Here is an 18,525-nt window from a genome sequence, read left to right as displayed (position 1 = left end):
TCCTCTCTGGCGGACCGCGGTGAGGCTGTAGGAAATCCGGACCGCCCCTGAATATCGCCGGACAGAGTACACTCAACTTTGCGGCGGAAAATGCCGGATACACGGACGCAGAACCCCCGTAACCGGCTATGTTATTTTTGTCCGTAGTAAGCGTTTTTGCCATGCTTACGGTTGAAATGTTTATTCTGCAGATAGGGCGGGATCGCCCCGGGTTGCTGACTGAGCTGACAACTCAGCCAGGCGAGCCTCGCGACTTCCTCCAATACGACGGCATTGTGCACGGCTTCAGCCGCATCCGTTCCCCAGCAAAAAGGCCCATGCTGAGCAACAATAACGGCCGGAACCTGCAGGGGAGAGCGATTTTCCAGAGTATTGATAATCACCTGACCGGTATTCAGTTCATAATCGCCGTCAACTTCCTGTCGGGTTAACGGGCGGGTACAGGGGATCTCGCCGTAAAAATAATCGGCGTGGGTCGTACCATAGGCAGGAATCGATCGCCTGGCCTGCGCCCATGCAGTCGCATAGGGAGAGTGGGTATGCACGATCCCACCCAACTCCGGATATTTCTGGTAGAGGGCCAGATGGGTTGCCGTATCAGAAGAAGGCCGCAGAGGTCCCTGATAGTGACCGTCCGGTCCGACAAGGACCATATCGGCAGGACGCAGTTTTTCATAGGCAACGCCGCTGGGCTTGATGACCATCAGTCCGCTTTCCCGGTCAATGGCACTGACATTTCCCCAACTATAGGTCACCAGCTGATGGGCCGGGAGTTGCATATTGGCCTCATACACTTGCTGCATTAATTCTGTCAGCATCGTTTTACCCTCCAATGATTAAGCCTGCGACATGCATTTTTTCGGTGACCCAGCGTCGGGCGGCAGCGACTTGCTGGCGCGAATTTTCTGCCTCGCCGCTCCACATCTCAATCAGGTATGGCCCCCGATAGCCACTTTGATGCAGTGTGCGAAAACAGCCTTCAAAATCCACTACGCCTTCACCGAACGGCACATTTTTAAACTCTCCGGGCCGGGTGTCTTTAACATGGACGCCGACAATGTGTCCGGCACCGGCCAGCAGTTCCATTTCGACATCATTATCCCAGGCGGAAAGATTGCCAATGTCGGGATAAAGCTGAAACCAGGGATTATTGAGATAATGGCTGTAACCCAGGGCCTTACTGACGGAGTTGATAAGCCCGGTGTCCATGATTTCCATCGCCAGTGTGACCTGGGCCTTACTGGCCATCGCGACGGCCTGTACCAGACCCTCGCGAAAAAGCTGCCGCGTTCGGGGATTTCCCTGCGGGTAATATACGTCGTAACCTGCAAGCTGAATAACCCGTATCCCGAGATCCTGCGCCAGCCGGATAGCCTGTTCCATAATCAGCAATCCCCTGCGGCGAATATCCTGATCTTCGCTGCCCAACGGAAAACGCCGGTGAGCACTCAGGCAGAGTGACGGGATACGGACACCGGTTGTGATAACCGCCTGAACCAGCTCCAGTCTCTGTTTATCACTCCATGTCAGCCGGGCCAGTCGCAGATCTGTTTCGTCTATCGACATCTCGACGAAGCCGAAGCCCAGTTCGGCGGCCAGTGCCAGACGTTGTGGCCAGCTGTTATCAGGAGGTAAGGCTTTTTCGTAAATACCGAGTAATACCGGCTCAGAGTATGGCATGGTGCGTCCTTATCCCCAGATATGGCGAATCGTCTGTCTGAACTCACGGGCGGTGGCAACAGGGTCAGCGGCATCGCGGATACTGCGCCCGGCAATAAAGGCATGTATCGGAAGATGGCTGAACAGAGGAAGATCGTCGACGACCAATCCGCCGGTGATGGTCAGTTTAAAGCCCATATCGCTCAGCTGCTGCAAGGTTGCAAGGTCCTGCTCTGTCCAGCTGGCCCCTGCCGCTTGCGCATCCCGGCTGCGGTGATAAACCAACTGGCGAACGCCCGCATCATACCAGTAGTGAGCCTGTGCCATTTGCCAGCTTCCGGTGAGCTCTATCTGGACATCCCCCCCATACTGATGTGCGGTCTGCAGTGCACCTTTCACGGTATTAATATCCGCACAGCAAATGACGGTTACCCAGTCTGCAGACGCTTTAAAGCACATCTCTGAGAGTATCTTCCCGGCATCGGCAATTTTGGCATCGGCCAGGACGATGTGTCCGGGATAGAGCGCTTTTATTTCCCGTACGGCACGAACTCCTTCACTGACACACAGAATGGTGCCAACCTCGATAATATCGACCTCACCGGCAATCAGCCGGGTTGTGACAAACGCCTGATCCAGAGATAAATTATCCAGGGCGATTTGTAGCATTGGCCATTGACGTTCCATCATCGGTACTCCTTAGTGTCCGGTAGGTAATGAGGATTGATTAATCAGTTCCAGGACTTGCTGCGGATGGCGGCAGTCGCGTATTTTCTGAAAATTTTCAGGGTCTTCAAATAACTGTACGATCTGGCGAATGCCTTCCTCCTGATGCGTTCTGGCATCACAGGCCGCGAGGGTCACAAGAATGTCGATCGGGTCGTTATCTTCGTCACCAAAACAGACCGGGGTCTTTAGTGTTACCAGCGCGAAGCCGTTACGTAGTACCCCTTCCTCCGGTCGGGCATGCGGCATGGCAAGGCCCGGGGCTAATAAAAAATAAGGCCCGAACCGTCTGACGCCGGCCAGAATGGCCTCGTAATACTCTGGCAGGACGACGCCCGCCCCGACCAGCAGATCGGTACCTATTTTTATCGCCTGCTGCCAGTTATCAGCTTCCGCCTGTAACCTGACAGAGTTATTGTCTCTGAGAGAATCACTCAGTTTCATCAGTCTTTCCCCCCGCCAGATCCGCCGGAAAATGCTGACGGATGATGGCCATTAATTTGGGGCCAAAATCCTCCGCAGACAGCATATTTCGAACCCCGACAACATATTTATTGCCGCTGACACTGATTTCTCCGGCAACATGGGTGGAGGCGATAATAATATCCGCCTGGTTAAGTTCCGATTTGTATTCACCGACGGCACAGCTATTGACGCTGTGGTCTACCTGTTGCTGGCTGAGAAACTGATCAACTTTCATTTTCATGATCATTGAGCTTCCCTGTCCGCAACCACAAACTGCCAGAATTCTTACTGTCATTGGGGGACCTCCTGTAAAGGATCTTCAGACTACGGGATGTTTTTGGCGACTGTTTCTTCGTGATGTAAGCGGCGGGCTGCACGATACATATAGACCAGGGCGATGATGATCACGACGCCCATAAACCACAGTCCGGCGTGCAGGCCTTGCATCAGAGGCGGAGCGAGGATCGACCAGTCGGCCATCCCCATCCAGGCATCCAGCCCAGTCAGCCTGACTGCCCAGACACATCCAAATATTTCAATCATTCCCATGACCAGACAAATTTTAAGTGCCGCACGCCAGCCGCCATAATGGTTGGCAAAAACGCCGATGGTGGCGTTAGAAAAGAACATCGGAATAAAGCCCGGAATAATCATGACTGAAGACTTCATCAGCATCAGCAGACCGACAGCGATCAGCTGGCCGACCGTTCCCCACATAAATCCCCAGACCACGGCATTGGGCGCGAAGCTGTAGATAGCCGCGCAATCAATCGCCAGTACGGCTCCCGGAATCAAACGTTGTGAAATACCATTAAAGGCTTCGGTCAGTTCAGCAACAAACATCCTGACGCCCTGAACGATGATAAAAATCGCCACGGCGAACATCAGCCCGGTTTGCAGAACATAGAGAGTCCAGTGAGTGCTTCCGGCCATTGCCTGTAATGTCGGTATACCGAACGAGCAAAGGATGGCTCCAAAAAATAGCGTCATCACAATCGCAGTCGAAACAATGTTGTCATGGAAAATATTCAGCCAGCCCGGCAGCGACAGATTTTCCACACTCTCCTGTTTTTTCCCGAGATACGGGGCCAGCTTACAGGCAATCCATGAGGCAAACTGCTGCTGGTGGCCAATAGAAAAACCGCTGTTTTCGGTCACGGACTGGGTGGGGATATACATCATGTTGGAAGTGATGCCCCAGTAGAGAGAGGTGAGCACCGCACTACAGATGATGGTGGTCCACATACCGTAACCTGACAGGTAAAAAAATACGGCGATTAGCCCGACCTGCTGAAACATGATATGTCCCGACAGCATAATGGTCCGGATACCGGTGAGCCGTTTCAGCAGGACGTACAGGACATTGAGTGCCAGCGCCAGTAATACCGCATAACCGACCCAGCTGTAGGCACCCTGCATCCGATCGATAACCGTCATCATCGAGGCGTAAGTATCAGAGATGGCACCGTTAATCTGATAAACCTCCGAAAGTTTACTGACAACCGGTTTAAACGTGCTGGTCAGAATGCCGGAACCTGACTGCAATAGCATAAAGCCGATAATGGTTTTCAGAGTGCCTTTGATAATGACAGTGGTGCTTTTGCGTAACAGCAGATAGCCCAGCAAAGTGACTAATCCCAGTAGCAAAGGGGCATTGGTCAATACCTGGTTAAAAAAAACAGTGAACAGGGTGTATAGCATTTCCATACAGTTCTCCAAAACCTTGGCTACAGCGCACAGATATCTGCACAGATACCTCCGCACGAACGGCAGACCTACCGCTGTCTGAGTTCTTTTATTCAGTGGCCTCACCATAACAATCACAATACATCACAAAAAGATTGGATTTGATTATTTGTGATCGTCTTCACTGGTTGTTTTTTAATTCCCTGAGCCTTCAGTAAGTTGGTGTTTTGTGATCGAAAACAGGAAATACAGGCTTTAACGTATTCATATCATGACGTTAATAGAAAAAAACGCTATCCGGATTTATATTGCGGTGATTATCAAAGGGTGGTAATTTCTCTCAGTAATGATCATATGTGATTTATTATGATTATTTTTGGGTTTCTGGTTCATTACGGAAAAATGGAGAAACGATTATGAGCAAAATAACGACAACCAGCCGGGAATCATGGGTGCTGAGTACCTTTCCTGAATGGGGAAGCTGGCTGAATGAGGAGATTGAACAGACCGATGTTGCTGCGGGGACCTTTTCAGTATGGTGGCTGGGATGTACCGGGATTTGGCTGAAGTCCGAGGCAGGAACGAATTTGTGTGTGGATTTCTGGTGCGGTACCGGCAAACAGACGCGCAGTAATCCACGGATGAAAGCCGGTCATCAGATGCAGCGCATGTCCGGAGGGGTCGCGCTGCAACCTAATTTGCGTACGACCCCTTTTGTTATGGATCCCTTTGCTATCCATAATGTGGATGCCATTCTGGCGACCCATGACCATAATGATCATATTGACGTGAATGTGGCTGCAGCAGTCATGCAGAATTGTGCTGCGGACGTTCCGTTTATCGGGCCGCAGTCCTGCGTGGATATCTGGGTAGGCTGGGGCGTCCCGCGCGAGAGGTGCCGGGTCGTCGTGCCGGGGGATATCATTACCCTTAAAGATACACGAATTATTGTACTGGACTCCTTCGATCGTACGGCGTTAATCACCTTACCCGCCGGGCAGCAGGCCGCCGGGGTTCTCCCCGACGGGATGGACCAACGGGCGGTTAACTATCTGTTTGAAACTCCGGGTGGCTCGCTTTATCACAGTGGGGATTCCCATTATTCAAATTATTATGCCCGCCATGGTAACCAGTATTCGATAGATGTTGCTCTGGGCTCATTTGGCGAAAACCCCCGAGGGGTCACCGATAAAATGACCAGTGTTGATTTACTAAGAATGGCAGAATCATTAAAAGCTCAGGTCATTATTCCTGTTCACCATGATATCTGGTCAAACTTTCAGGCTGACCCGAAAGAGCTCCTCTGTCTGTGGGAAATGAGGCGTCATCGTCTTCAGTACCGCTTCGCGCCTTTTATCTGGCAGGTTGGCGGTAAATTTACCTGGCCGGATGATAAAGACAAACTCGAATATCATTATCCGCGCGGTTTTGATGATTGCTTTACTCTGGAGCCGGATCTGCCTTTTAAAGCTTTCCTGTGAGGTAAAGGGTCGTTTTATGGTGCGCACTTATGAAGAAAAATGATATTAATAATCAATGAGTGCGCCTATAATTCACCCGGATGTTTACCTTGTAACGGAATTTTCATGACTGAATCTCAGCGGCATCACGCCATCCTCGAGTTGCTGCATACAAAACGGCACCTTTCTGTCGCCGATGTGATGACTACGTTTGATGTTTCCCCGGCCACTGCGCGACGGGATATTAATAAGCTGAATGATAACGGGCAGCTGCGTAAAGTACGTAACGGCGCAGAGGTATTAAATATATCCCGCCAGATATGGACCCCGCTGAATATTGAGCAAGCCAGCCATCTGGATGAAAAAATCAGAATTACCAAAGCCGCGGCCGCACTTTGTAAGCCCGGGGAAAGCGTGGTGATCAATTGCGGATCCACCGCGTTTCTGCTGGGTCAGGAACTCTGTGGTAAAGATATTCAGGTAATTACGAATTATCTGCCGCTGGCGAATTACCTCATTGAACATGAGCATGAGCGGGTAGTGATTATGGGGGGGCAGTACAATAAACAGCAATCGATAACCCTGGCGCCGCAAAGCAGCGATGCTGACTTGTATGCGGGGCACTGGATGTTTACCAGCGGCGTCGGCCTGACAGGCGAAGGGTTATATAAAACGGATATGCTGAGTGCGATGAGCGAGCAGAAAGTCCGGAACTATGTCGGGAAGCTGGTGGTACTGGTGGACAGCAGTAAAATCGGCCAGCGGGCAGGAATGCTGTTTAGCCGGGCGTCAGACATCGATATGGTGATCACCGGCAAACAAGCCGAAGCCCGGGTAACGGAACAACTCCGTACTGCCGGCGTGGATGTCCGGCTGGTATGATCACCGGCCACCGTATTACGGTAAAACCATCTCATCAGGTTCCCGTCCAGTCAGAGATTCAGCCCCATGATGTTCAGCCAGTTCCGTCAGGCCATTAAAAACTTTACGCCGTCTGCCGGCCGGCAGATCCCTCAGGCATTTTTACTGGGTCAGGAAGGTCCTCTGACCGAGTATTATATTCCGTTTGACTACCTGAACCCGGCAGCCCGCATCGTACTGGTGGGGATCACCCCCGGCTACCAGCAATGGCTGCATGCCGTGACTGCGGCCCGGCAGGCCTTGCTGGCGGGCAGCAGTGATGATCAGGCCTTATTCCTTGCCAAACAGCAGGGAGCATTCAGCGGGGCGATAAGAAATAACCTTATCCCGTTACTGGATGCTGTCGGGCTGGCCGACTGGCTGGCCCTCCCCTCCTGCCGTGAATTATTCGGGGAGCATCAGTCACTGGTACATTTTACTTCGCTGTTTAATCAGCCGGTCTTTCTGAACGGCAAAAATTATAATAATACCCCGTCATTCCGCCAGTCAGCGCTTCTCAGGCATAGCATTGAACGCGGGTTTGCGGCAGAAGCCGCGCAACTTCCGCAGGCGGTCTTTGTGCCGCTGGGGCCGGTGGCAACACAGGGGGTGGCGTTACTGGTTCAGCAACAGCGGATCGATCCGGCACGGGTACTGGCGGGTTTACCGCACCCTTCCGGCGCAAACAGTGAAAGGATCCATTACTTCCTGGGGAAAAAATCGCGGGAGGCCTTATCGCGGCAAACTAATCCGCAACCGCTGGATGATGCCAGAGAAACACTGATCCGTCAGGTCGCGGTACTGCCGGCCCTCCGCTGAAGGCCGGGGTGAGTTTCGTGTTGCGACAGGCAGTTCTGCCGCAACACGCACCGCGATCAGCTCTCCGTCGCTGGATGATAGGTCATATACTGACGCTGGATAGCTATCTGGTCGGCAATATATTTGGCGTCATGCCAGACCCCCCAGATAAATGTCGATCCCCGGCGGGATAACCAGGGTAATCCGAGGAAATAGATCCCAGGCTCTGTCGAGATCCCGCGCTGATGGCAGGGTTTGCCCTGCTCATCGAACGCATCGACCTGTAGCCAGCTGAAGTCTGTGGCATAGCCGGTGGCCCAGATAATGGAGGTTATGCCTTCGGCGGCGAGATCCAGGCGGAGTTGCGGGTCGGTCATACAAGGCGGATCGGGCAGAATACAATGCGCCTCAGGCTCGGCAGGCAGGTCGAGGCCGTTACGGGCGATATACTCATCGGCTGCCCGCAGCATTCCCAGGTAACTGGCATCACCATTGGCGATATTCTGCACCAGGTCATCCGCAAAACTTACCACCCCCTCCTGAAAACCCCGGGTGACACCGACCAGATTAACGCCTTCGTTCGCAAGTTTTCTGAAATCGATGGTATAGCCGCCGTTGGCTCCGCTCACGGCGATGGTGACATGCTCTTTACCGGGCTGGGTCGTGGTCGCATCCCACTGGCCGAGTACCCCAAGCCACCAGCAGAAATCACGCTGACGGTAAGAGCGTGGCGGGCGATCGTGCGCCCCTACTGACAGCCAGACCTTTTTTCCGGCCCGGCAGAGTTCTTCCGCAATCTGTACTCCGGAAGAGCCCGCCCCCACCACCAGTACGCCGCCGGAGGGTAATTGCTGAGGGTTATGATAGTCCGCCGAGTGTATCTGGGTCAGACCGATATCCTGCGGGATCACCGGCGGGATCACCGGTTTCTGGAAGGGCCCGGTCGCAGCGACCACCCGCAAGGCTTCAATCACACCCTCGGATGTCTCGATGGTAAAGCCCGGGCGCCCTTCATTACGGGTAACTTTTCTGACATCAATACCGGTGCGGATTGGGGCATTAAAACTGTCGGCGTAGGCCTCGAAATAATCAGCGACACTCTCTTTCGGCGCAAATCCGTCCGGGCTGACATCCGTGAAGGTCATATTCGGAAAACGATCATGCCAGGCCGGACCATTCGCCACCAGACTATCCCAGCGGCGGCTCCGCCAGTGACCGGCAATACGGTTACGTTCAATGACCAGGTGGGGGATTTTCAGGGCCGTCAGGTGTTCGCTCATTGCCACACCTGCCTGGCCTGCCCCTACCACCAGGGTATCGGTTTTCAGTATTTCAGTCGTCATCAGTTCTGTTCCCGGGGTTCAGGGTACAGAATTAGCCTGTACCCGGTAGGTCATCATCAATGACCCCAAGGTAAGGAGGCGACGGAGTTTAGTAAAATACTTAAAAACTGTTCACTGGCGATAAAATCGCGAGGATAACCCGCCGGCGGGCGACATTCGCAGCAATGCCAGAGCAAAAAACGTCGCAGGCGGTATTCACAGAAACACCGGAACAAAAAACGTCGCAGCCGGTATTCACAGAAATGGCGGAGCAAAACACGTCGCAGGCGGTATTCACAGAAACGGCGGAGTAAAAGACGCGGCGGGCGACATTCGCAGAAGTGGCAGAACAAAAGACGTCGCAAACGATATACACAAAAACGCCAGAGCAAAAAACGTCGCAGGCGGCATTCACAGAAGTGGCAGAACAAAAGACGTCTCAGACGATACTCACAGAAACGGCGGAGTAAAACATTTCGCAGGCGGTATTCGCAGAAGTGGCAGAACAAAAAACGTCGCAGACGATACTCACAGAAACGCCAGAGCAAAAAACGTCGCAGACGGTATTCACAGCAATGCCGGAGCAAAACACGTCACAGACGGTATTTGCAGGAATGCCGGAGTAAAAGACGTCGCAGACGGTATTCGCAGAAGTGCCAGAGCAAAAGACGCGGCAGGCGGCATTCACAGAAGTGGCAAAACAAAAGGAGTCGCAGACGATATTCGCAGAAACGGCGGAGTAAAAGACGTCGCAGATGATATTCGCACGAATGGCAGATCAAAAGACGCGGCAGGCGGTATTTGCAGGAATGCCAGGGCAAACTACGCGGCAGGTTTCAGGCCGGTCGGAATGACCGGCCTGAGCCATCAGCCCAGATATTCGATAACCGACAGTCCGCCATTGTAGTCCGTACTGTAAATGATCCCCTGTGCATCAACGAAAACATCACAGGACTGGATCACCTGCGGGCGTCCTGGCCGGGTATCCATCATTTTTTCGGGGGCCGCCGGCACCAGCGCACCGGTTTCTACCGGCCGGTAAGGATTGCTGATGTCATACGCACGTACCCCGGCATTCTGGTAGGTCGCAAAGATCAGCGTGGAACTGACAAAGCTGCCCGGCCGGTTTTCATGCAGGTTATGTGGCCCGAAATGCGCCCCTTTGGCAATATAATCGGCATCTTCCGGCTGCGGAAAGGTCGAAATACTGACCGGGTTGGCCGGGTCCCGGATATCAAACAGCCAGATCAGTTTCTCCCCGTCCTGCTGCTGGTCGAGCACCGCTTCATCCAGCACCACCAGTAAATCCCGGTCCGGTAACGGGAGTGCCGTATGGGTGCCGCCACCAAACGGCGGGCTCCAGTTACGATGACTGATCAGTTCAGGGGCTGTGCGATCTTTGATATTCAGCAACGTCAGTCCCCCGTCACGCCAGCTCCCGTAGGCCGTATCTCCGCTGATGATCGCGTGATGCAGAGCGTAACGCTTACCTTCCGGCCAGTACGGAACTTCCCCGGCCTGCTGATTCATGCCGGGCAGCCACCATTTACCGGCCACCGTCGGATGACGCGGGTCCGCTAAATCGATGGTCAGGAAGATATAATCGCTGAAACCGTCCAGCAATGCCGACACATAGGCCCAGCGTCCCCCCACATACCAGATGCGGTGGATACCAATCCCCCCGAGTGACAGAAAACTGATCTCACGCGGGTTGTGTGGCACCGAGATATCAAAAATGCGCAGACCGGCACTCCAGCCGTTGTCCTGCACATCACTGACCGTCTCACCGACCTGCCGGGTGTAATAGACTTTCTCATCGGCGAAGCGCGCATCCGCAAACAGATCGCGGGCGTTGATCACCAGTAACAGATCGTCATGGGCCTGCAGGTGTATGTTCCAGGTGCCCGGCGGCGCGGCAATATAATTCACCGTCTTCGGCCGGGAGGGATCCCGCACATCCACCACCGAAAATCCGGAGGAGACCATATGCCCGATATAGGCAAACCCGCGATGGACCATCAGCTGGACTCCGTCCGGCCGGCCCCCCTGATCACTGTGCCCGATAAGCCGCATATTGCGGCTGTAGTCCGGTTGCGGTAGCGCGCTCACAGGGATCTTACTTCGCTTTAGCTTCGAGGGTGGCAAACCACGGTGCAACGAAATCCTGCGTCGCTCCCCAGCCCGGAATAATTTTCGGCAGGCTGGCCATGTTGACATCACCACTCTGCTGATTCAGCAATGCCTGTGATACTGAATCCGCTTTAAATTCATAGGTCGCTGGCGTTTTCTCACCGGCAATCTTCAGCGCGACCAGACGCACATTCGTCGCACCGATCAGCTGCGGATCGACCGCCGCCGTCATCTGCCACGGGCTGTTTTTGCTGTGCATCATCTGCAGATCCTGGTTGGAGATATCAATGCTGTAAAGCTTGATCTCTGTCCGGCCATTTTCCTGTAAGGCTTTATAGGCGCCCTGGCTGAACGCGTCCCATGATCCCCAGATGGCATCGATTTTACCTTTCGGATATTTCGCCAGGATGGCACCGACTTTATTGGCGGTATCGCCCTGTACATCACTGGACACCGCACCCAGAGATTCCAGCTGTTTAATGCCAGGGTTCTGTTTCAGCAGCTTCTGGTACTCTTTTTCACGACGATCCATCGGCGGGAAACCGGCCACCCATAGCTTGACGATATTTGCTTTGCCGTGGAAATCCTTCACCAGTTGTCCAAACGACATATCGGTCAGGGAAGCATCATCCTGACGGGTCACGGTCACGCCCGGAATATTGTCAGGAACCGCCGTATCAAAGACAGAGACCGCAATACCGGCCTGAGTAATACGCTTCACCAGGGCTTCTGAGTAAGGTGCCCGGCCCTGTGACAGGATGATCCCGTCATATTTTTGCGTAATCGCCTGATTCACAAAGTCCTGGAAACGCGCGTCATCCCCGTTGCTGAGGAAGGTATTCACTTTAAAGCCCAGTTTTCTCGCCTGTTTGATAGCCCCGGCGACAAACTGGGTAGTGTTATCATCAGATCCCAGGTTACGGATCACCGCAATACGGATTGGGCCGTGGTGACCGGCAATGGCCGCCGGTACCGGCGTCGGGGTATCGGCAAATACGGGAGCGGTGCTGAACAGGCTTAATGCCAGTAATGAGAATGCAATCTTTTTCATGTTCTGTCCTGTATACCCGCCTGTGATCAGGCTGATTATTATCATTGTGCTGCCGCCCGGCGTGCCGGGCCGGCGGATCGGTGTTTGCGGATCGTTGCTGCTGACCGTCGTCTTTCCTTTCGCCCTGGCGGATAAAAAATATGTCTGCACGTTTATCCGTCTGGATGTCCAGACGTCATATTACATAATCACCTGACCGCTGGCTACCCTCTGTCCGGGGAGAGATTAAAAATATTTCAGATATTTTCAGGGCTGGTAGCGGAGCCCGGCGAGCTGCAGATGATGGATCATTTCGCGGATAAAAACGAAATAACAGAACGCATCGGCCTGCGGGCCGGTCAGCGCCAGAGGAGAATAAGAAAGCTGTTCAGCGACACGATTAAATGCCACCTCAACGCCATCGGGCGTCATGGCGGTTTCGCCCGCCAGAAAGTCCGCACACACTCTGCCCAGTAACGGGTCATGACCTATCGCCACCTCTCCCGCAGGAACGATTCTGCCTTCTGATTCCAGCACTTCTTCAATCCGGTAAATCAGTGTTTCGGTCGCCAGCGCATCTGCCTGACCGGCGATAAATAACCCGGCCGCGGTGGTCTGATAACCGCCCTTTAAGCTGGCTATCGGCTGTCGCTGCCGGTCATAAAATTCCACGGCGGCGGGTAACACAGAGAAGACAAACTCGCTCATCAGAACTCCTTTTTCGGCCGAAGGCCGCATAACCCGCCGGAAGGTGACAGGGGGTGCGGCGTCTTAACACATCTTTTACGCTTTAGTGAATATACATTTCTGTCGTCCGGTTGCTAAGCTTATTCGCCAGCAATGCGGCTAAGGCGTTGCTGATGATCCTCCGTTCTGAGACACCCGTAGTTTCCCCGGCAGATGCCGGTCGGGACGGATACCCGCTTGCCAATAACGGATACTCAGGTGATGAAATCTTTGATGCTCTTTTGCAGGTTGCTGGCTGCCGGCCTGCTGCTCTCGCTGTTCAGTCCGCTGACGAAAGCGGCCACGTTGCCGGTGGTCAAACCGGTCATTGACTGTAGCGCGCTGGCGCAGCAAAACTTTTCGGCACAAACCGGGGCGGCGGTGACTATCCTGTCCGCCCGCAATGAAAACAGTGAAAAAGGGACGTACTGTAAAGTTTCTGCCCGCATCGCACCGGATATCGGCGTTCAGGTTGCGCTTCCGACCGAACACTGGACCCAGCGCTTTCTGCAGGTAGGTTGTGGCGGATTATGCGGCACAATTAATCTCAGCCTTTCGAATACCGGCGGTTGTGTGCCTGCAATGAATGGCGAATTTGTGGTGGCTGCGACCGATATGGGCCACAGCGGCAGCATGATGGATGCCCGCTGGGCTGAAGATCCGCAAAAACGGATCGATTTTGCCTGGCGAGCCAATCACCTGACGGCGCTGCTCTCCAAAGCACTGATCTCGGCGCTGTATCATCAGCCACAGAAATATGCCTACTTTATGGGGTGCTCTGACGGTGGCCGCGAGGCCCTGATGGAAGCCCAGCGTTTTCCGGAAGACTTTAACGGGATCAGTGCCGGCGCACCGGCAGCCTTCTTCTCTTTCCAGAACTCCTTCTTCCATGGCTGGAGTGTGGTGGCCAACGAACGTGAAGACGGCTCTGCTATTCTGTTAGCCGCCCGCCTGCCATTCATTCACCAGACGGCGCTGGCCCACTGTCCGACATTATCCGGAGTTAATGACGGCATTCTGCAAAACCCGTATGCCTGCCATTTCTCACCTTCCTGGTTCAGAATATGTAAGCCCGGTGACACCGATCACTCCGCCTGCCTGACCCGTGAAGAACTGGGCGTCGTCAGCCGCTACTACGAAGGGGCAAATGCGAGTCATGGTCATCAGTTTGTACCGGGTGGCTTCCCTATTGGCTCGGAACTCCGCTGGCCGGTTCCCGCTACCCGCGACGGAACCTCTCCGGCGGAATCGATGGTATTACCGGCACTGCAATCGGTATTGCTGCCCCCCGGTAAAAACACTATCCGTTCTATGCGCGATTTCCCGCTCAACCAGGCGGATTTCGACAAAGTCGCCCGCTATGCTCCGCTGTATAACGCGGCGAACACCAATCTGGAACCTTTCCGTGCGCAGGGCGGTAAACTGATTATGTGGCACGGACTGGCGGATGACTCAGTAAGCCCGGCGTTCTCGCTGGCCTACTATCAGGGCGTCGTCAGAACGCTCGGCCGGAAGGATACCGATACCTTCCTGAAGCTGTTCCTGTTACCGGGTGTGGCACACTGCGGGCGCGGTGAAGGCTACGATCAGGTGGATTTACTGACACCTCTGATGGCCTGGACAGAAGACGGTAAAGCGCCTCAGGCACTGATCACCGGTAAGCTTCTGAAGGCCGAAGCTGAAATGCCGGCCGGTCCTCCGCCGTCTTCCGCCAGCGCGGCCCAGGCAGCGTTCCACGGGGTTCAGCGTCCCGGCAAACCTTATGCCAGCGCGATGCCGGCACTGAAAGCCACCCGTCCGGTGTACCTTTACCCTGATATTGCCGTCTACAAAGGGGAAGGCGATAAGAACCAGGCGTCTTCCTGGAAACCCGTCAAATCAGAGGCGTTTGCCGCCTTTCATGTCAATGCCCCGGCCGCTGACTTTATCGGCCCGGACAATCAGAAAGACTACAAAGTCGTGGGTGATCAGCTACAGGTGATTAGCCACTAACCCCCTGCGGTGATATTACCGGGCTCTCCCCGTGATATCACCGGTGATTAGTGCAGGCAACACTGTTTGAATTTTTTGCCGCTGCCACAAGGACAAGGGTCATTACGACCGGCTTTGACCTCTGCGATAAACGGCTGGCTGACCTCGCCATCGCTGCGATGCTCCAGCCAGTAGCGGTGCAGTGCCAGTGATGCCGGTAAAATCGCGTCGATACTTTCTTCGTAAGCTTCCGGGCTTAAGGTTTCCAGCACCGGGAATTTCTCTTCCTGCCCGTGTAGCGCAATAGCATCCAGCGCAGGCTGTAATGCCGCCGGTAATTCCGGCCATTCCCCGAGTGCCACTCCGCGCAGATAGCCGAAACACCATTCTTCAACGATGGTAAATTCCTGACCTTCTGTTTCACGGGAGCCAAACAGCGGTTCAAATTGATCAGGATAGTCCGACAAACGCTGGTCGATGTCGTCGAGATGCTGGAAAGTGAGGTTCATAAAGCGTTCCATTTCGCGTTCAGAACTCCAGCGCGGCACCTTACCGGCTCCGCCCCACACTTCTACCAGCCATCGTTCCGGCTCTACCATCACCGGCCCTGACAGAATGGCCGTAAGGTAACCATCCAGCCCGGAAACATCCAGCACGGAATCGTCATCCCCGTACTTCATAAAAATATCATCCAGCCATTCCAGCTCTTTCTCAGTCAGTGGACCCTGCGCCATCTTCTGCTCCTATGCCCTGCCTGTAAAATGTCGTGTGCTTGTAGGCTACTGACAATAACATTCTGAACGTCTTATGATATAAAACGTTCCCTCTTAAATACATGATCGTGCTAATTTCCAACTTATTATACATCATCTTCCGGCTCGGGGAGGATAATATAGAGAGTCATATTACCAACCGATAAGTATTATAACCCCCTATTCGTTCCATGTTACTCCACGCACTGATACCAAATGAGCTCTGTTGTATTCTTAGCAAGATAATAATCATGATTACTATTCCAACAGAAAAATAACCACACAGGAATAAAGGTTAAATAAACGACTTGGCAGATTATAGTGTTTCTAAAATCCCCTTCACTCTCTTTCGAAATATTCAACTGTAATGTAATGATGAGAGTTAATTTATCATGATTTATTAAGGTAACTTCCGAGTAAAAGCGTGATATCCGAGGCCTGCCTGCTTGTAAAACGACGCCAAAAAATCAGCGACTCTATAACAGACTAATGTAGCAATATGAAAAAAACCCTCCAAAATATAGGGTTTAAGTTTAAATTTCCTTATCTTGTAAGAAGCGTAATAATCAAAAATATCATTAATGATTACTAATGAAAAAACACATAATATACATTTTGAAACAAATACAATCTCAATGTAATGCTATGTTTTATATGGATAAAAATATGCAATTGTGATTTATTCATCCATTTGATAAAAACAACCTTGCTTCCAAAAAAAGTTAAATATAAGTTAATCTTTATAATCTTGTACTATTAAAAGCAAACTACTGACCTGGTTAACAGATGGAAAATATCTGGGAACTGATACATTCCATCTATTGGTTAATTTTTACCCAACACCAAGTTCAGACCATCGAAATCAAAACCTGTGTTCATGTAACCAAAATATGATCCTACTGATGCTGGTTAATATCCACCTCAATAAATATTTTTAAAGGTAATTATGATCCTATGGAAAATGTCTCCGTTACGATAAAAGATACCGGCCAGAAACTTACGCTGAATACATCAAATGTGAATATTTCAGGCCCTAGCACAATTCTCCTTCATTTGAACCGTGAACAGATTTCCTCTTTTAGCAGAGATGGAAATGATCTGGTCATCGTTACCACATCAGGAGATCATCTAAAACTGAAAAACTTTTTCCTTTCATACAGTAACGGGCAGCATAGTGATTTAGTTATTGAGGATCATCACGGAAACTTATGGTGGTTAAATGATAATGATAATAATTTCCACCTATCATCAATTACAAGTTTAGATTCAATATCTTCGGCAAATAATGCTGCAACCGGAAGTTTTGAAAAAATAGCCACCGTAGGTGCTGCATTACTGGGTGTAGGCGCTATGCTTTTAGGTGCCAATCATCATGACAATATAACTTCTTCGGATAATTCATCTCCCTCTGGGGAAGACAATCCCCCCGCAGGTCATATAGAAATTAGCAATAGTTCTGGTAACTCTCTAATCGGCAAGACTACTAATGACGCCACCCCGATCCTCAAAGGGACCGCGGCAGCCGGCGACACCGTCACTATTCTGGACAACGGTAAAGTCATCGGCACCGCCACCGCGGGCAGCGACGGCAGCTGGAGCAGCACCCTGCCGGCCCTGGCCGACGGCAGCCACAGCATCACCACCACCGTTACCGATGCCGCCGGCAATACCAGCCAACCTTCGGCCGCCATTCCTGTCACGGTGGATACCACGGCGCCGGCAGCAGCCGGTGATGTCGAACTGACCGATACCGCCGGGGATAACCTGAGCGGGAAAACCAGTAACGATGCCACCCCTATTCTCAAAGGCACCGCGGCAGCCGGCGACACCGTTACCATTCTGGACAACGGTAAAGTCATCGGCACAGTCACGGCAGGCAGCGACGGCAGCTGGAGCAGCACCCTGCCGGCCCTTGCCGACGGCAGCCACAGCATCACCACCACCGTCACCGATACCGCCGGCAATACCAGCCAGTCTTCGGCGGCTATTCCTGTCACGATCGAGACCACGGTGCCGGCTGCAGCAGGCGATATCAGCCTGACCGATTCCGCCGGGGACGAACGGGGCGGGAAAACGGCCAACGATACCACGTCGATCCTGAAGGGCACCGCGGCAGCCGGCGACACCGTCACTATCCTCGACAACGGTAAAGCCATCGGCACCGTCACGGCAGGCAGTGACGGCAGCTGGAGCAGTACCTTGCATGCTCTGACCGACGGCAGCCACAGTATCACCACCACGGTCACCGATGCCGCCGGCAATACCAGCCAGCCTTCAGCCGCCATCACTGTCACCGTCGGCCCTGCTACCCCGGCCCCGGCAGGAGATATCAGCCTCACCGATTCCGCCGGGGACAATCTGAGCGGGAAGACCAGTAACGATGCCACCCCTGTTCTCAAAGGGACCGCGGCAGCCGGCGACACCGTCACTATCCTCGACAACGGTAAAGCCATCGTCACCGCTACGGCAGGCAGTGACGGCAGCTGGAGCAGCACCCTGCCGGCCCTGGCCGACGGCAGCCACAGCATCACCACCACCGTCACCGATGCCGCCGGCAATACCAGCCAGCCTTCGGCACCAGTGAACACGGTGATCACTACTTTGGCACCCGCTCCTGGAACCGATACCATTTTAACCGATTCCGCCGGAGGCGATCTCAGCGGGAAGACCAGTAACGATGCCACCCCGATCCTCAAAGGCACCGCAGCAGCCGGCGACACCGTCACTATCCTCGACAACGGTAAAGCCATCGGTACCGCCACGGCAGGCAGCGACGGCAGCTGGAGCAGCACCCTGCCGGCCCTGACTGACGGCAGCCACAGTATCACCACTACCGTCACTGATGCCGCCGGTAACACCAGCCAGCCTTCGGCCGCGATCCCTGTCACGGTCGAGACCAC

General features: G+C 53.3%; 16 protein-coding genes and 1 pseudogene. 6 read left to right on the top strand and 11 right to left on the bottom strand.

Annotated elements, in window-relative coordinates:
* Positions 1-131 precede the first annotated feature (131 nt).
* Genes ABD035_RS08265 through ulaA form a run of 6 tightly spaced genes read right to left on the bottom strand, consistent with a single transcriptional unit; the run spans position 132 to position 4,557 of the window.
* On the bottom strand, positions 132-815 hold the full coding sequence (locus tag ABD035_RS08265) for an L-ribulose-5-phosphate 4-epimerase (protein ID WP_343869885.1): 684 nt from the start codon (positions 813-815) through the stop codon (positions 132-134).
* A gap of 7 nt (positions 816-822) precedes the next feature.
* Positions 823-1,680 (bottom strand): L-ribulose-5-phosphate 3-epimerase, encoded by an 858-nt coding sequence (locus ABD035_RS08260; RefSeq protein WP_212715010.1) that lies wholly within the window; start codon positions 1,678-1,680, stop codon positions 823-825.
* A gap of 9 nt (positions 1,681-1,689) precedes the next feature.
* A complete protein-coding gene (locus ABD035_RS08255) occupies positions 1,690-2,346 on the bottom strand; it encodes a 3-keto-L-gulonate-6-phosphate decarboxylase UlaD (protein ID WP_343869883.1) in 657 nt (218 codons plus the stop codon).
* A 12-nt stretch (positions 2,347-2,358) separates the two neighbouring features.
* A complete protein-coding gene (gene ulaC / locus ABD035_RS08250; protein ID WP_212715011.1) occupies positions 2,359-2,829 on the bottom strand; it encodes a PTS ascorbate transporter subunit IIA in 471 nt (156 codons plus the stop codon).
* A complete protein-coding gene (ulaB, locus tag ABD035_RS08245) occupies positions 2,816-3,145 on the bottom strand; it encodes a PTS ascorbate transporter subunit IIB (RefSeq protein WP_212715012.1) in 330 nt (109 codons plus the stop codon). Before ulaB ends, ulaC begins: the two co-directional genes overlap by 14 nt.
* 29 nt (positions 3,146-3,174) lie before the next feature.
* Entirely contained in the window at positions 3,175-4,557 is a 1,383-nt protein-coding gene (gene ulaA / locus ABD035_RS08240) for a PTS ascorbate transporter subunit IIC (protein WP_343869253.1), read from the bottom strand.
* Between the two features lie 395 nt (positions 4,558-4,952).
* Between ulaA and ulaG the strand changes: the two genes are divergently transcribed.
* The 3 genes from ulaG (at position 4,953) to ABD035_RS08225 (ending at position 7,715) form a co-directional block, all read left to right on the top strand.
* On the top strand, positions 4,953-6,017 hold the full coding sequence (gene ulaG, locus ABD035_RS08235; RefSeq protein WP_343869250.1) for an L-ascorbate 6-phosphate lactonase: 1,065 nt from the start codon (positions 4,953-4,955) through the stop codon (positions 6,015-6,017).
* Between the two features lie 105 nt (positions 6,018-6,122).
* Positions 6,123-6,878 (top strand): HTH-type transcriptional regulator UlaR, encoded by a 756-nt coding sequence (ulaR, locus tag ABD035_RS08230; RefSeq protein WP_212715015.1) that lies wholly within the window; start codon positions 6,123-6,125, stop codon positions 6,876-6,878.
* 66 nt (positions 6,879-6,944) lie between these two features.
* Positions 6,945-7,715, top strand: coding sequence for a hypothetical protein (locus ABD035_RS08225; RefSeq protein WP_343869247.1), 771 nt, complete (start codon positions 6,945-6,947; stop codon positions 7,713-7,715).
* A 56-nt stretch (positions 7,716-7,771) separates the two neighbouring features.
* On the opposite strand, the gene ABD035_RS08220 is transcribed toward ABD035_RS08225, so the two are convergent.
* The 4 genes from ABD035_RS08220 to ABD035_RS08205 form a co-directional block, all read right to left on the bottom strand.
* On the bottom strand, positions 7,772-9,037 hold the full coding sequence (locus tag ABD035_RS08220) for a flavin-containing monooxygenase (protein ID WP_343869245.1): 1,266 nt from the start codon (positions 9,035-9,037) through the stop codon (positions 7,772-7,774).
* A gap of 846 nt (positions 9,038-9,883) precedes the next feature.
* A complete protein-coding gene (locus ABD035_RS08215; RefSeq protein WP_343869243.1) occupies positions 9,884-11,125 on the bottom strand; it encodes an LVIVD repeat-containing protein in 1,242 nt (413 codons plus the stop codon).
* A 7-nt stretch (positions 11,126-11,132) separates the two neighbouring features.
* The gene (locus ABD035_RS08210) at positions 11,133-12,197 is read right to left on the bottom strand and encodes a sugar ABC transporter substrate-binding protein (protein WP_212715006.1); all 1,065 of its coding nucleotides are present in this window, start codon (positions 12,195-12,197) and stop codon (positions 11,133-11,135) included.
* A 246-nt stretch (positions 12,198-12,443) separates the two neighbouring features.
* Entirely contained in the window at positions 12,444-12,884 is a 441-nt protein-coding gene (locus tag ABD035_RS08205) for a hypothetical protein (RefSeq protein WP_343869241.1), read from the bottom strand.
* A gap of 240 nt (positions 12,885-13,124) precedes the next feature.
* Here ABD035_RS08205 and ABD035_RS08200 point away from each other — a divergent pair, with 240 nt between their 5' ends.
* On the top strand, positions 13,125-14,894 hold the full coding sequence (locus ABD035_RS08200) for a tannase/feruloyl esterase family alpha/beta hydrolase (RefSeq protein WP_343869880.1): 1,770 nt from the start codon (positions 13,125-13,127) through the stop codon (positions 14,892-14,894).
* 47 nt (positions 14,895-14,941) lie between these two features.
* Here ABD035_RS08200 and ABD035_RS08195 read toward each other — a convergent pair whose 3' ends face one another.
* Positions 14,942-15,607, bottom strand: coding sequence for a YecA/YgfB family protein (locus ABD035_RS08195; RefSeq protein WP_343869239.1), 666 nt, complete (start codon positions 15,605-15,607; stop codon positions 14,942-14,944).
* 972 nt (positions 15,608-16,579) lie between these two features.
* Between ABD035_RS08195 and ABD035_RS17650 the strand changes: the two are divergent.
* A pseudogene (locus ABD035_RS17650) lies at positions 16,580-16,894 on the top strand (BapA/Bap/LapF family prefix-like domain-containing protein); the annotation flags it as partial.
* 81 nt (positions 16,895-16,975) lie between these two features.
* A partial coding sequence (locus ABD035_RS08190) for an Ig-like domain-containing protein (RefSeq protein WP_343869237.1) occupies positions 16,976-18,525 on the top strand: 1,550 nt, incomplete at its 3' end.

The organism is Tatumella terrea, assembly GCF_039523755.1.
Taxonomy (GTDB): Bacteria; Pseudomonadota; Gammaproteobacteria; order Enterobacterales; family Enterobacteriaceae; genus Tatumella; species Tatumella terrea.
The sequence above is the reverse complement of the archived record's forward strand: the minus strand, read 5'-3'. Positions and strand labels throughout refer to the sequence as shown.

What these genes read in the sequence shown, in the direction of transcription:
- ABD035_RS08260 (WP_212715010.1), bottom strand. Translation starts at nt 1,680, where the DNA reads ATGCCATACTCTGAGCCGGTATTACTCGGTATTTACGAAAAAGCCTTA.
- ABD035_RS08255 (WP_343869883.1), bottom strand. Translation starts at nt 2,346, where the DNA reads ATGGAACGTCAATGGCCAATGCTACAAATCGCCCTGGATAATTTATCT.
- ulaC (WP_212715011.1), bottom strand. Translation starts at nt 2,829, where the DNA reads ATGAAACTGAGTGATTCTCTCAGAGACAATAACTCTGTCAGGTTACAG.
- ulaB (WP_212715012.1), bottom strand. Translation starts at nt 3,145, where the DNA reads ATGACAGTAAGAATTCTGGCAGTTTGTGGTTGCGGACAGGGAAGCTCA.
- ulaA (WP_343869253.1), bottom strand. Translation starts at nt 4,557, where the DNA reads ATGGAAATGCTATACACCCTGTTCACTGTTTTTTTTAACCAGGTATTG.
- ulaG (WP_343869250.1), top strand. Translation starts at nt 4,953, where the DNA reads ATGAGCAAAATAACGACAACCAGCCGGGAATCATGGGTGCTGAGTACC.
- ulaR (WP_212715015.1), top strand. Translation starts at nt 6,123, where the DNA reads ATGACTGAATCTCAGCGGCATCACGCCATCCTCGAGTTGCTGCATACA.
- ABD035_RS08225 (WP_343869247.1), top strand. Translation starts at nt 6,945, where the DNA reads ATGATGTTCAGCCAGTTCCGTCAGGCCATTAAAAACTTTACGCCGTCT.
- ABD035_RS08220 (WP_343869245.1), bottom strand. Translation starts at nt 9,037, where the DNA reads ATGACGACTGAAATACTGAAAACCGATACCCTGGTGGTAGGGGCAGGC.
- ABD035_RS08210 (WP_212715006.1), bottom strand. Translation starts at nt 12,197, where the DNA reads ATGAAAAAGATTGCATTCTCATTACTGGCATTAAGCCTGTTCAGCACC.
- ABD035_RS08205 (WP_343869241.1), bottom strand. Translation starts at nt 12,884, where the DNA reads ATGAGCGAGTTTGTCTTCTCTGTGTTACCCGCCGCCGTGGAATTTTAT.
- ABD035_RS08200 (WP_343869880.1), top strand. Translation starts at nt 13,125, where the DNA reads ATGAAATCTTTGATGCTCTTTTGCAGGTTGCTGGCTGCCGGCCTGCTG.
- ABD035_RS08195 (WP_343869239.1), bottom strand. Translation starts at nt 15,607, where the DNA reads ATGGCGCAGGGTCCACTGACTGAGAAAGAGCTGGAATGGCTGGATGAT.